Genomic DNA, 13,070 nt, shown 5'->3' on the forward strand with positions numbered 1-13,070 from the left:
ATGAGAACGATCCTCAACACCGCGCACGTGTACCTGGTCCTCGGGCTGGTCAGCGGGCTCGGCTACCGCGAACTCACCAAGATCACCGGCTTCACCGGCGAAACCCAGCTCGCCGTGGTGCACACGCACATCCTGGCGCTCGGCATGCTGTTCTTCCTGATCGTGCTGGCCCTGGACAAGCTGTTCGACCTGACCGGCCACGGCCTGTTCCGGTGGTTCTTCGGGATCTACAACGCGGGCCTGGCCGTCACCGTCGGCGCCATGACGCTCAAAGGCACCTTGACCGTCTTGGGGAAGCCGGCCGGCGAGGCACTCGCCCTGGTCGCCGGGCTGGGGCACATCCTGCTGACCGTGGGCCTGGTCCTGCTGTTCGTCACCTTGGGCAAGCGGATCCCGGCTGAGGAGTGCCCGGGACCTGGGACGGCCGGGAACGCTGCGGGGGTGCGTAGCCGGCCTGTGCGCCGGGTATCCCCTTCCTGACCGTCCGGAAGGGGACCGCCATGGGAATCCTCGTCGCCCTGCTCGTGATCTGGGCCGTGCTCGTCGTGCTCGGCATCGTCGTCAAGGGGCTGTTCTGGCTGATCATCGTGGGTGCGGTGCTCTTCGTCGCCACCGGGGTGATCGGCTTCGTCAAGCGAGAGGCGCTGGGGCGGCGGCACTGAGCGCCGCCCGGACGACGTCGAGGGCCGCTTCCGCGGGGGAGCGGTCGTCGGCGTCGTCGCCGCGCTCCGGGTGGGTGGCGACCGAGCCGGGGTCGACGCCGGTGACCAGGATGCCGCTTTCGCGCAGTTCGGCCGCGAGGGCCGTGGTGAGCGCGTCGAGGGCGTACTTCGCCAGCGAGTGACCGGGCGCCCGGACGCCGCCGGTCCCGGCGGTGAGCTGGGCGGCGGCCGCGCTGGAGACGTTGACGATCCGCGCGGCGGGCGCGGCCCGCAGCAGCGGCAGGCACGCCTGCACGAGCGCCAGCGCGCCGAGGACGTCGACGTCGTAGGCGGCGCGGGCTTCGGCCAGGTCGGCGTCGAGCAGGGACAACGCGGTGAAGTCCGGCATGGTCGAGGCGTTGTTCACCAGCACGTCGAGCCGGCCGGCGCGGGTGCGCAGGAACTCGACGCACGCTGCGACGTCCGCCGGGAGGGTGACGTCGAGCCGGATCGCGTCGGCGGAGAGTCCTTCGCCGGTGAGCTGGCCGGCCAGGGCGCCGGCCCGGTCGGCGTCCCGGCCGGCGAGGACGACGTGGTAGCCGCGGGTCGCGAACGCGCGGGCGACGGCGAAGCCGAGACCCTGCGGGCGGCTCGCTCCGGTGATGAGGACGGTTTCGTTCATGACTCCTACTGTAGGGTATCCCTACAATTGAGCCAACCCGCGGTACCTGTCCTAGGATTCGCGGCATGGCCCCCTTGCCCCCCGAGCGTCCCCGTGCCCTGCTGCGCTGGCCCACCTACTTGATGGGACACCTGCACCGCACCGGCGTCAGCCGGATCGACGCCGAGCTGGCCGGATCCGGGGTGTCCCTGCGCGAGTTCTACGTACTGGTCTGCATCGGCGAATCCGGCCCGCTGTCCCAGCAGCGCGTCGCCGACCGGCTCGGCCTGGACCGCAGCGACCTGGTGAAGGTGCTCGACCGGCTCGAAGCCGCCGGCTGGGTGCTGCGGGAGCGGGACACCGAGGACCGCCGCCGGCACGTCCTCACCCTGACCGGGGACGGCCGGGCCACGGTCGGGAAGGTCGAAGAGGTCTCAAGCGAAGTCACCGCCGAGCTGTTCGGCCGGCTGAGCCCGGGGGAGCGGGAGACGTTGCACCGGCTGCTGCTCAAGGCTTTCGGCGAGCCGTCCGGCTGACGGCGGCCCGAGCCGTAACGCGGAGGCGTGAGCGGTCGCGGGAGTGGCCGGCGCCGACGGCTGATCGCCGGGTCAGCAGGTCGTCAGTGCGCCGTCAGCGTCCGCGGCAATCCTTGCCGGGCAAGCACGATCGGCAGGACCGGGAGGGTGACGGCGCGATGACTTCGCTGGTGGCGGTGTCCGCCTACGTGCCCAGGACCGTCCCGATCGAATCGCTGCAGGACGAGCTGGGGCTGTCGGCCACGCAGCTGCGGCGGTTCCGCCGGATGTACGGCCTGTCCGAAGTGTGCCGGTCGGACGAGTCCGAAGCGGACCTGCTGCTCGGCGCGGTCAGCAAGCTCGATTTCCTGGCCGGGCAGGAAGAACGCGTCCGGTACGTCGTGCGCGCCAAGACCATGCCGGCCGCCAGTCCCTATCCCGTCAACCCCATGCTCGGGGTGCGGGAGGCGCTCGGCCTGGCCCACGCGACGATGTTCACCGTCACCGACCACGCCTGCGCCTCCGGGCTGCTCGCGGTCGACCTGTGCGGCACGCTGCTGGCCGCCGACGGCGATCCCGACGCGCTCGCGCTGATCCTCACCGGGGAAAAGGCGTTCACCCACTCCGCGCAGGTCATCCCCGACGTCGCGATCATGGGCGAGGCCACGGCGGCGGTCCTCGTCGGACCGGGCGACGGGCAGGACACCCTGCTCGGCTACGCCACCACCACGCTCGGCGGCCCGGGCGGCGAAGTCATCCTCGACGACGAGCAGGCCGCGGAGTTCCGGCGCATCTACCCCGGCGCCGTCGCGGACGTCGCGCGGGAGGCCATCGCGGCGGCGGGGCTCACTTCCGACGACATCGCCATGGTGCTGCCGCACAACGTCAACAAGATCTCGTGGGTCCGCGCGAGCGGGGCGCTGGACATCCCGCGCAGCCGGATCTTCCTCGACAACGTGGGGACGACCGGGCACAGCTTCTGCGCCGACCCGTTCCTCAACCACCACACCGCGAACGGCCTGGGCCTGCTGGCGCCCGGGGCCTGCTACTTGATGATCTCGGTCGGCCTGGGGTCGACCTTTTCCGCCATGGTCTTCCGGAAATGAGGAGCGCTTCATGAGTGTCGAGTTCGAGATCCAGGGTATCGGCATCACCGAACTCGCGGAGCGTTACGGCACACCGTTGTTCGTCTACGACGGCGACGAGCTGGGCGGCCGGCTGACCGCGCTGCGCGAACGGCTGCACCCGCGGCTGGAGATCTTCTACTCCCTGAAGTCCAATCCGAACATCTCGGTCTGCGGCCTGCTGCACGCCCACGGCGCGCGGGCCGAGGTTTCGTCGATGGCCGAGCTGATCACCGCCCGCCGCGCGGGTGTGGCCGGTGCCGACATCATCTTCCTCGGCCCGGGCAAGAGCGCGGCGGAACTGGCTGCCTGCCTCGACGAGGGTGTCCACACCGTGGTCTGCGAATCGTTCGGCGAGCTCCGGCTCCTCGACGACCTCGCGCGCGAGCGGGGGATCGAAGCGCGGGTCGCGCTGCGCGTGAACCCGAGTTTCGCGGTCAAGGGTTCGGGGCTGACCATGGGCGGCAAGCCGCGCCAGTTCGGCATCGACGAAGAGCAGCTGCTCGCCTCGGCCGGGCTCGTGGAGCGGCACCCGAACCTGCGGCTGATGGGCGTGCAGGTCTACATGGGAACGCGGATCCTCGACGAGGAGCCGATCGTCGAGAACACGCGGCGGATCTTCGACCTCGCCGAACGCGTCTCGCGGTACCTCGGTTTCCCGCTGGAAATGGTCGACGTGGGCGGCGGGCTCGGGGTCGCGTACTTCGACGGCGAAACGGACCTCGACCGCGATCGGCTGGCCTCGCTGCTGAACCCGGTGATCGACGAGTTCGCGCAGCGGCACCCGGCGACGCGGCTGGTGATGGAACTCGGCCGGTACCTGGCCGCCACGTCCGGGACCTACGTCGTGCGCGTCCGGTACACCAAGACCTCGATGGGGCAGAACTTCGCCGTTGCCGACGGCGGGACCAACCACCACATGGCGGCCGTCGGCATCGGCTCCTACGTCAAGCGCGACTTCCCGATCCGCCTGCTCAACCGGATCGACGAGCCGGCCACCGAAACCTGGCAGGTGACCGGGCCGCTGTGCACGCCCAACGACGTGCTCGCCAAGAAGGCCGCCCTGCCGCCGGTGCGCAGCGGCGACCTCATCGGCGTCACCCGGTCCGGTGCCTACGGCCCGACGGCGTCCCCGGTGCTGTTCCTCAGCCACGGCTACCCGGCCGAGGTGCTGGTCTACGGCGGGCGCGCGCACCTGGTCAGCGAACGGGACCAGCCGGCGGACCTGCTGCGCCGCCAGCACCTGCACGAGTTCGCCCCGCTGGCCGCCGCGGGCGCGGAGCGCTAGGCGATGTACCGTGCCGCCGCCCCGGTCCTGTCCGCCGCACCACCGGCGGGACTGCGGCCGTTCCCGCTGCCCCTGGCGCTGGCGATCCGGCGCGAATTCGGGCCAGGGGACCGGGAAATCGACGTCCCCGAGCTGCACCACTACTTCGCCGACCTCAGCCGCGGGCACGAGATCGGCTTCCGCCCCAGCCGGGTGACGCGCGCGCGGGGCAACACCTTCCTCGCGATGGCGCGGGAACTGCTCGCCGGGCAGCTGTCCGGCGAGCGGATCGACCTGGCGGTCGTCGCGCACGCGGCGCCCGAGTTCGACCCGCGGCTGTCGGCGCCGGTGCACCTCACGGCCGTGCTCCCGGGCGGGCCGCTGGTGTTCGCCGTGTCCGGGCAGGGCGCACTGGCGCCGTTCAGCGCGCTGCGGATCGCGGCTTCCTACGTGCGGCGGCACGGTTTCCGGCGGGTCCTGGTGCTGGTCATGGACCAGGGTGTCACGCCGTACGACACCCCGGAACACGTCGGCGACGCCGCCGCGGCGCTGCTGTTCGAGCCCGGCGGCGGGCGCGCGCTCCGCGCCGGTGTCGTGCCGGGGGTGGCGCCCGCGGCCGTGGCCGGGTTCCGGCCGCCGGGCACCGCGGTCACCGGGCCCGGGCTCGCCCGCACGGGAGCGTGGCCGGGGGCCGCCGCCGCGCCGGCGGAGTACCCGTGCACGGGCCTGTGGGCGCCGCTCGCGGACGGCGCCGCGGGCCCCCTCGTGCTGGCCGACTACGACCCGGACCACCGCGCGCTGGGTGTCTGCGTGGTGACCGAGCCCGCCTGACCGGGCCCCTATGATGGTGGTCGTCAACGGGCTCAGGGTGGGGGACGGACAAGTGCGCGTGGTCATCGGCGAGGACCAGTTCCTGCTCCGGGACGGGCTGGTGCGGCTGCTCGAGGCGCACGACTTCGAGGTCAGCGCGGCGGTGGACAACGGACCGGACCTGCTGGAGGCGATGCTGCGCGAGCGGCCGGACATCGCGATCGTGGACATCCGGCTGCCCCCGTCGTTCACCGACGAGGGCCTGCGCGCGGCGATCGAAGCCCGGCGCCGGATGCAGGGTTTCCCGGTGCTGGTCCTTTCGCAGTACGTGGAACGCCTGTACGCCGACGAACTCCTCGCCGACGGTGAGGGTTCGGTGGGTTACCTGCTGAAGGACCGCGTGTTCCACGGCGACCAGTTCGTCGACGCGGTCCGCCAGGTCGCGGCCGGCGGCACGGTGATGGACCCGGACGTGGTGACCCGCCTGCTGACCCACAACACCCGCGACGACCGCCTGGAGCGCTTGACGGCCCGTGAGCGCGAGGTGCTGAAGCTGATGGCGGAGGGCCGGTCCAACAGCAACATCGCGGGGGTGCTGGTGGTGTCGGAGAAGGCGGTTTCCAAGCACATCAACAACATCCTGGCGAAGCTGAACCTGCCGCAGTCCGAGGACGCGAACCGGCGTGTGCTGGCGGTGCTGGCGTACCTGAAGCACTAGAGTGTCCCGATGCTGAACGAAGTGGCCGACGGCGTCTGGGTCCGGCAGAGCGAGTGGGTCTGGAGCAACAGCATCGTGGTGCGCGGGGAAACCGGGCTCGTCCTGGTCGATCCCGGGATCACCGGTGCCGAACTGGACCAGCTCGCCGACGACGTCGAGCGGCTGGGTCTTCCGGTCGTCGCCGGGTTCAGCACCCACCCGCACTTCGACCACCTGCTCTGGCACCCCCGGTTCGGCGACGTCCCGCGTTACGCCACGGCGCCCTGCGCGGCGGTGGCCACCGAAGCCCGGGAGCGTGCACAGGCGATGGCGGTGGAGACCGCGCCGGACGTCCCGGCCGACCTGGTCGCGCTCGTCACGCCGCTGCCCGCGGACGGCGGACCGCTGCCGGGCGAGCTCATCGAGCACGACGCGCACGCCGCCGGGCACGCCGCCCTGCTGCTCGCCGACCGGGGCGTGCTGCTCGTCGGCGACATGCTCTCCGACGTCCTGATCCCGCTCCTCGACCCGCGCCGAGACGGTCAGGAGGTCGCTTATCCGGCGGCGCTGGACCGGCTGGAGGAGGCGGCCCGGCAGGCGGACGTGCTCATCCCCGGCCACGGGTCCGTCGCGAAGGGACCTGAAGTGGCGGCCCGCTTCGCCACCGACCGCGCCTACCTCGACGCGCTGCGGCGGGGCGAGGAACCGGACGACGGGCGGTGGGGGAAGCGGCGGTAGCTCAGCGCTCGAGGGCGCAGGGGATCTCGATCGTCACCATCGTCGGGCCGCCCAGCGGGCTGAGGATGGTGATGAACCCGTCGAGGGGGGCCAGCCGCTTTTCGATGCCCCGCAACCCGGTCCCGTTCTCCGTGCTCGCGCCGCCGCGGCCGGTGTCGCTGATGTTGATCACCAGGCGGCCGAACTCGTAGTGCACGTTGATCTCGCCCGTCTGCGCGCCCGAGTGCTTCACCGCGTTGTTCAGCACCTCGGACACCGAAAAGTACGCCGCCGTCTCGACCGCCAGGGACGGGCGGCCGGGCAGGTCGATCGTCGTCGCGATCTGCAGCGGGTTTTCCAGGGCCAGGGTGCGGATCGCGTCCGCGATGCCGCGGTCGACCAGGACCGGCGGCTGGATGCCGCGGACCAGGTCTCGCAGCTGCTGCAACGCTTTCGCCGAGCTGTTCTTCGCTTCGTCCATCAAGGACCGCGCGGCTTCGGGGTGCGAATCCAGCACGCGCATCGCCGCGTCCAGCGTCATCCCCATCGCGACGAGGTGGGTTTGCGCGCCGTCGTGCAGGTCGCGCTCGATGCGGCGCAGCTCCGTCGCCTGGGAGCCCACCGCGTCGTCGCGGCTCTCCGACAGGTGCTGCACCCGGTTCGTCAGCCGGGTCACCTCGGTCGGCGACAGCAGCGTGGCCGCCAGCTTCGCGTGCAGCCGGAGCAGGTGGGGCGCGCTCCACAGCGCCAGCGGGAAGTGCGCCAGGCCGAGGATGGCCGCGAACCAGGCCGTCGGCTGGTCGTCCACCGGGATCACGACGTACCAGCTGCCCAGCCAGTCGGCCGCGTCGGAGCCGATCAGGAACGGCATCGCGAGCCCGCGCAGGCCGTGCAGGATCAGCAGCAACGGCGTCAGGGTGAGCAGGATCCCCAGTGAACTGTCCACCAGCAGCCACAGCACGTCGCGCCAGTTCGCGCGGTCGCCGAGCAGGTGGTGGCAGCGGCGCAGCGGCGAGCCGGCGCCCGCCGGCTCCGGCAGGTACGGCGCCGGGATGCGCACGCCCGACCACGCCGCGGCCGACGCGCGCACGCCGTTGGTCAGGTGCCGCATCAGCAGCACGGCCGGGGGCAGCACGAAGAGGCCGATGCCCACCCCGAGCAGCGAACCGGCGGTGACCACGACGACGAACATCACGAGTTCGGTCACCGCGACCACGGCGAGCGCGCTGCCGCGCACTGTCGCCAGGCCGCCGTCGCGCAGCAGCGACCGCGTCATGGCGGCGACCGGGCTTCCGCTAGTCATGGCGCCCATTATGCGCAGGTGGGCTCGTTCTCCGCGGTAGTGCTAACCCCCGCATAAGTCCGCTCCCTAGCACCCTCGGAAACCGGCCCGCGGCTTCGTAACGTGGTCGCGGTAAGGGATCGAAGCCACGGCAGGGGAGCCGCAGATGTACCAGCAAGACGACACGGTCGAAGTCGTGCGGCTGCTGTCCGTACGCAAGGCGTACGGCAAGAACGGGGCCCAGGTCCTCGCCCTCGACAACGTGACGGCGGGCTTCGCCCGCGGCACGTTCACCGCGGTGATGGGGCCGTCGGGCTCCGGCAAGAGCACGCTGCTGCACTGCGCGGCCGGCCTGGACAAACCGACGTCCGGCACGGTCACCCTCGGCGGCACGGACCTCAGCGCGATGCGCGAGATCGAGCTGACCAAGCTGCGGCGCGACCGGATCGGCTTCGTGTTCCAGGCCTTCAACCTGCTGCCCGCGCTGGACGTCGAGCAGAACGTGACACTGCCGCTGCGGCTCGCCGGCCGGCGAGCCGACCCGGCCTTCGTGCGCCGGGTGATCGAGCAGGTCGGACTCGGCAAGCGGCGCCACCACCGGCCCGCGGAACTCTCCGGCGGGCAGCAGCAGCGGGTGGCGATCGCGCGGGCGCTCGTCACGCACCCCGAAGTCATCTTCGCCGACGAGCCGACCGGGGCCCTGGACACGCGCTCGGCGCAGGAAGTCCTTTCCCTGCTGCGGGAGGCGAAGAACGCGTCCCGCCAGACCATCGTGATGGTCACGCACGATCCGGTCGCCGCCTCCTACGCCGACCGCGTGCTGTTCCTCGCCGACGGCCGGGTCGTCGACGAGCTGCGGCAGCCGAACCCCGAAGAGGTGGCCCGCCGGATGACCGCGCTGGTCGCCCGCACCGAACAACGGTCCCCGGAGGGACCCTGGCTGAGTGAGCTGACGCGCTGATGCTGGCCCTCGTCCTGCGCACCCTGCGCTACCGCACCGGTGGCTTCATCGCCACCCTCGTCTCGGTGTTCGTCGGCACCGCGGTCATGCTCGCCTGCGGCGGCCTGATGGAAACCGGCGTCCGGACCGTGATCCCGCCGCAGCGGCTGGCCGCCGCGCCGATCGTGGTGGCGGGCAACCAGTCCTACGACCTGCCCACGGTCGGCCACGGTGAAGACGCCTACCACGAAACGGCGACACTGTCCGAGCGCGTCCGGCTCGGCGAAGGCCTCGCGAACACGATCAGCGGGGTCCCCGGCGTCGCTCACGTCGTCCCGGACGTCTCCTTCCACGCCGACGTGCTCGCCGACCCGGGCGGGTCCTCCGTGCCCGGCACGCAGGCCGGCCACAGCTGGGTTTCCGCGGAGCTGGCGCCCTACCGGCTGACCGAAGGCGTGGCCCCGATCCGCGAGGGCGAAGTCGTGCTCGACTCGGCCACCGCCGGCCGGATCGGCGCGCACGCCGGCAGCAAGGCCGACATCGCCGTCCACGGCGGCGTCCGCTCCTACCAGGTCACCGGCGTCGCCGACGCCGGCCGGCGGATGGCGGGCGACGCGGTGTTCTTCTCGCCCGCCGAGGCCGGCGGCCTGCGGCCCGCGGCCGGGCAGGTCGACGCCTTCGGGGTGCAGCTCGCGCCCGGGGCCGACGTGACCGCCGTCAGCGCGCAGATCGCGGCCGCGGTACGGGACCAGCACGCGGTGACGCTGACCGGCGACGCCCGCGGCTCCGCCGAGTTCGCCAGGGCGGCCGGCGACGGCGAGCTGCTGATCATCCTCGCCGCCGTGTTCGGCGGCCTCGCGGCGCAGGTCGCGATGTTCGTCGTCGCCAGCACGCTGACGCTTTCGGTGCAGCAGCGCCGTCGTGAGGTGGCGATGCTGCGGGCGATCGGCGCGACCCCGCGCCAGCTGAGCCGGATGATCACCGGCGAGTCGATGATCATCGGCGCGCTCGGCACGGCGCTGGCGATCTTCCCGGGCATGCTGCTCGGCGACTGGCTCTTCGGGCGGCTGACCGGGTTCGGCGTGATCCAGCCGGTGCTCAAGTTCGAGCAGGGCTTCTACCCGGTCGTCGCCGCCGCGATCGTCGGCCTGGGCTCGGCGTGGGGCGCCGCGTTCGTCGCCGCCCGGTACGCCGGCCGCACCCGGCCCGTCGAAGCCATGCGGGAAACGGCGATCCCCACGCGCTGGCTGACGCCGACGCGGCTCTGGCTGGGCGTGTCCAGCCTGATCGGCGCGGTGGCGCTGGCCTACCTCACGATCACCGTGGTCGACGGCCCGCTCGCGGCGAGCACGGCAGGCCCGGCCGTGACGCTGGTGGCCACCGCCGTCGCCCTGTTCGCGCCCGGGCTCACCAAGCTGCTCGCCGGGCTGCTGCGGCGGCCGATCCACGCGCTCGGCGGCCTGCCCGGCTACCTGGCCTCGCTGAACGCCCGGGCCCGCTGGATGCCGATGGCCGGTGCGGTCACGCCGATCATGCTGGCCACCGGGCTGGCGATCTTCATGCTGTACTTCCAGACCACGGAGGTGGCGGTCGCGGAGAAGCAGTACTCCGACTCGCTGCTCGCCGACGCCGTGGTGACGTCGGCGACCGGGGACCTGCCTCCGGACCTGGTCGCCAAGGTACAGCAGGCGCCCGGCGTCGGTGGCGCGACGGCGTTCGTGACGAGCAAGGGGTACAACGAAAAGCCGTCGGACCCGACGCAGGACGAGGACGGCGTGGACCTCACCGGGGTCACCGCGGACGGCATCGCGCAGGCGTGGGGGAGCATCGTCGCCGACGGGAAGCTCGACGCCCTGCACGGCAACACGATCGCCCTGCCCGCCGACCTCGCCCAGCGGCTGGGGGCCGGCGTGGGCGCGAAGATCGTCATGCGGCTGGGCGACGGCTCCGACGCCACCCTGGACGTCGTCGCGACGCTGCGGACCACGGCGGCCTCCGCTTCCGCGCTGATGCCGGCCGAGACGCTCGCGCCGCACACCGCGGCGGGCGCGGCCGACCGGATCCTCGTCATGGCGAAACCCGGCACCGGGGAAGCCGACCTGCTCGCCGCGTTGCGCGGCCAGGTCGGGGGAGCGGACGGCGTGCAGGTGGCCGGCCGGGAGGCGCTGACCAAGGCGTTCGTCGCGGAGGTCCAGGCCAACGCCTGGGTCAACTACCTGATCGTCGGGCTGCTGCTCGTGTACGCCGCCATCTCCATGGTGAACACCCTGGTGATGGCGACGGCGGACCGGCGGCGGGAGTTCGGGCTGCAGCGGCTCATCGGGTCGACCCGGGGCCAGGTGATGCGGATGATGGCCGTGGAGGCGGGGATCGTGGCCGCCATCGGCGTCTTCCTCGGCACCCTGGTCGCCGCGTCGATGCTGGTGCCGTTCAGCGCGGCGGTCTCGGACAGCCCCGTCCCGTCGGGTCCTTTGTGGATATATCTGGTGATACTCGGGCTGGCCGTCGTGCTGACGGTGGTGGCCACCTGTGCGCCGACGTGGTTCACGTTGCGCACCAGGCCGTCGCCTTCGACGCTCGCCCCTGAATAGGTGACCTCGGGCGGGCCGGGGACCCCAGTGAGGCGCTGACGACTCTCTCCCCCTGGATTGTCAGCGCGCGGTCAGCCCGAGGTCACCGCTCCGGCATAGCGTCGGGGCGTGGACACAGAAGAGACGGCCGCCGGCCGCTGGGACGCCATCGTGGTGGGCTCCGGGATCGGCGGCCTCGTGTGCGCCGGGTACCTCGTCGCCAGCGGGATGCGGGTGCTCGTGCTGGAACAGCACGACGTCGCGGGCGGCAACAGCCACGTGTTCCGGCGGCGGCGGGCCTACCAGTTCGACGTCGGGGTGCACTACCTCGGCGACTGCGGACCGGACGGCCTGCTGCCGCGGGTGCTCACCGGGCTCGGCCTCGGCGACCGGGTGCGCTTCCACCCGATGGACCCGGACGGCTTCGACCGGATCGTGCTGCCGAGCGTCACGGTGGACGTGCCGGCCGGGTGGGACCGCTATGCCGACCGGCTGCGGGCCGCGTTGCCCGCCGAGGCCGAGGGCATCACCCGCTACCTCGACATCTGCTCGGCGATCGCGCAGGCGTGCCGCCAGCCCGCCTTCGCGGCCGGCCCGGGCGCGAAGGTGCCGGCCGTGATGCTGCGCTGGAGCCGCCGGACGCTGGCGCAGCTGTTCGACCACTGCGGCCTGTCGGCCCGGGCGCGCACCGTGCTGGCCGCCCAGTCCGGGAACTACGGCTCGGCCCCGGCGAGCACGCTCGTCGTCGCGCACACGATGATGCTCGACGACTACCTCCGCGGCGCCTACTACCCGGAGGGCGGCGGCCAGGTGATCGCCGCGTCGTTCGTCGAGCTGCTGGAGTCGCACGGCGGCACGCTGCTCACCCGCACCCGGGTCGACCGGATCCTGATCGAGGACGGCCGGGCGGCCGGTGTCCGGCTGACCGACGGCACGGTCCACCGCGCGCCGGTGGTGGTGTCCAATGCGGACTACTGCCGCACGGTCCTGGAACTGTGCGGTGGCCGGGAAAACCTGCCCGAGCCGGTCGTGGCCCGCGCCGAGACGGCGACCATGCGCCTGCCGCTGGCGGTCTGCTACGTCGCCCTCGACAAGGAACTCGCGCTGCCGAGCGCGAACATCTGGTACTGGCCGGACGAAGACGTCGATGCCGCTTACGCAAAGGTGGAGTCGGGCAGCCTCGACGAACTGCCGTTCGCGTTCCTGTCCTTCGCCTCCCTGAAGGATCCGGTGCCGGGCGCGGCGTGCCCGCCGGGGCACACGAACTTCCAGATCATGACCGCCTGCCCGCCCGGGTACGCGCCCTGGGGGCTCACGGACGGCCCGGCGCACGGCGCCCGGTACCGGCGTGAGCCAGCCTACGTCGGCGCGAAGGACCGGTTGACCGAGCAGATGCTGGACCTGGCCGAGGCGGCGATCGGGCCGTTCCGCGCGAACATGGTGCACGTCGAAACGTCGACGCCGCTGACCCAGGAGCGCTACACGCTTTCGACCGGCGGCACGGCGTACGGCCTGCAGACCTGGGGCCGCGTCGGGCAACGACCCGATATCGGTTCCGGGGTCGACGGTCTCTACCTGACCGGGCAGAGCATCTTGCACGGGGGCGGCATCGTCGGCTGCGCCACCGGGGGTGCCCAGTGCGCGTCGACGATCCTCGGCCGGCCGGTCCTCGACGACGGTCCACTCGGGAATCCCGAGCTGCTCCCGGACCGCGAGCCGGGCTGGGACCCGCTGCGCACCTCCCGGGGACTGCGGCGGCGCGAGGCACGCGGCCTCGCCCTGCTGGACCGGGTCGTCGCGGGCTAGGAAGCGAAACCGAAGAACTCGAGGCCCGGTTCCGGGCCCG

13 protein-coding genes are annotated in these 13,070 nt (G+C 72.3%); 11 read left to right on the forward strand and 2 right to left on the reverse strand.

The features are described from left to right. Both AB0J55_RS03265 and AB0J55_RS03270 read left to right on the forward strand, forming a co-directional pair. Positions 1 to 480, forward strand: coding sequence for a DUF2871 domain-containing protein (locus tag AB0J55_RS03265; RefSeq protein WP_364242057.1), 480 nt, complete (start codon positions 1 to 3; stop codon positions 478 to 480). A 20-nt stretch (positions 481 to 500) separates the two neighbouring features. Beyond that, complete coding sequence (locus AB0J55_RS03270; RefSeq protein WP_308676469.1) at positions 501 to 662, forward strand: hypothetical protein; 162 nt, start codon at positions 501 to 503, stop codon at positions 660 to 662. On the opposite strand, the gene AB0J55_RS03275 is transcribed toward AB0J55_RS03270, so the two are convergent. Then, a complete protein-coding gene (locus tag AB0J55_RS03275) occupies positions 631 to 1,323 on the reverse strand; it encodes an SDR family NAD(P)-dependent oxidoreductase (protein WP_364242061.1) in 693 nt (230 codons plus the stop codon). The two genes, AB0J55_RS03270 and AB0J55_RS03275, sit on opposite strands and share 32 nt — an antisense overlap. Positions 1,324 to 1,388: 65 nt before the next feature. Here AB0J55_RS03275 and AB0J55_RS03280 point away from each other — a divergent pair, with 65 nt between their 5' ends. The 6 genes from AB0J55_RS03280 to AB0J55_RS03305 all read left to right on the forward strand — a co-directional run bounded on the left by AB0J55_RS03280 (position 1,389) and on the right by AB0J55_RS03305 (position 6,453). Continuing rightward, positions 1,389 to 1,838, forward strand: coding sequence for a MarR family transcriptional regulator (locus tag AB0J55_RS03280; RefSeq protein WP_364242064.1), 450 nt, complete (start codon positions 1,389 to 1,391; stop codon positions 1,836 to 1,838). A gap of 158 nt (positions 1,839 to 1,996) precedes the next feature. After that, complete coding sequence (locus AB0J55_RS03285; RefSeq protein WP_364242067.1) at positions 1,997 to 2,923, forward strand: 3-oxoacyl-[acyl-carrier-protein] synthase III C-terminal domain-containing protein; 927 nt, start codon at positions 1,997 to 1,999, stop codon at positions 2,921 to 2,923. Positions 2,924 to 2,933: 10 nt separating this feature from the next. Continuing rightward, on the forward strand, positions 2,934 to 4,229 hold the full coding sequence (gene lysA / locus AB0J55_RS03290) for a diaminopimelate decarboxylase (protein WP_364242069.1): 1,296 nt from the start codon (positions 2,934 to 2,936) through the stop codon (positions 4,227 to 4,229). 3 nt (positions 4,230 to 4,232) lie between these two features. Further along, entirely contained in the window at positions 4,233 to 5,039 is an 807-nt protein-coding gene (locus tag AB0J55_RS03295) for a hypothetical protein (protein WP_364242071.1), read from the forward strand. A gap of 52 nt (positions 5,040 to 5,091) precedes the next feature. Next, on the forward strand, positions 5,092 to 5,736 hold the full coding sequence (locus tag AB0J55_RS03300; protein WP_364242073.1) for a response regulator transcription factor: 645 nt from the start codon (positions 5,092 to 5,094) through the stop codon (positions 5,734 to 5,736). Between the two features lie 9 nt (positions 5,737 to 5,745). Beyond that, positions 5,746 to 6,453, forward strand: coding sequence for an MBL fold metallo-hydrolase (locus AB0J55_RS03305; protein ID WP_364242076.1), 708 nt, complete (start codon positions 5,746 to 5,748; stop codon positions 6,451 to 6,453). A 1-nt stretch (position 6,454) separates the two neighbouring features. Here AB0J55_RS03305 and AB0J55_RS03310 read toward each other — a convergent pair whose 3' ends face one another. Further along, positions 6,455 to 7,735 carry a sensor domain-containing protein gene (locus tag AB0J55_RS03310; RefSeq protein WP_364242079.1) on the reverse strand — a complete coding sequence of 427 codons (1,281 nt, stop codon included), beginning with the start codon at positions 7,733 to 7,735 and terminating at the stop codon, positions 6,455 to 6,457. A gap of 145 nt (positions 7,736 to 7,880) precedes the next feature. On the opposite strand from AB0J55_RS03310, the gene AB0J55_RS03315 reads away from it, so the two are divergent. From AB0J55_RS03315 to AB0J55_RS03325, 3 genes are all read left to right on the forward strand, one after another. Continuing rightward, positions 7,881 to 8,675 carry an ABC transporter ATP-binding protein gene (locus AB0J55_RS03315; protein ID WP_364242082.1) on the forward strand — a complete coding sequence of 265 codons (795 nt, stop codon included), beginning with the start codon at positions 7,881 to 7,883 and terminating at the stop codon, positions 8,673 to 8,675. Next, on the forward strand, positions 8,675 to 11,245 hold the full coding sequence (locus tag AB0J55_RS03320; protein WP_364242085.1) for an FtsX-like permease family protein: 2,571 nt from the start codon (positions 8,675 to 8,677) through the stop codon (positions 11,243 to 11,245). Before AB0J55_RS03315 ends, AB0J55_RS03320 begins: the two co-directional genes overlap by 1 nt. 108 nt (positions 11,246 to 11,353) lie before the next feature. Beyond that, positions 11,354 to 13,030 carry an NAD(P)/FAD-dependent oxidoreductase gene (locus AB0J55_RS03325; protein ID WP_364242087.1) on the forward strand — a complete coding sequence of 559 codons (1,677 nt, stop codon included), beginning with the start codon at positions 11,354 to 11,356 and terminating at the stop codon, positions 13,028 to 13,030. Positions 13,031 to 13,070: the final 40 nt, after the last annotated feature.

It is taken from the genome of Amycolatopsis sp. NPDC049688 (genome assembly GCF_040674975.1).
Classification (GTDB): domain Bacteria; phylum Actinomycetota; class Actinomycetes; order Mycobacteriales; family Pseudonocardiaceae; genus Amycolatopsis.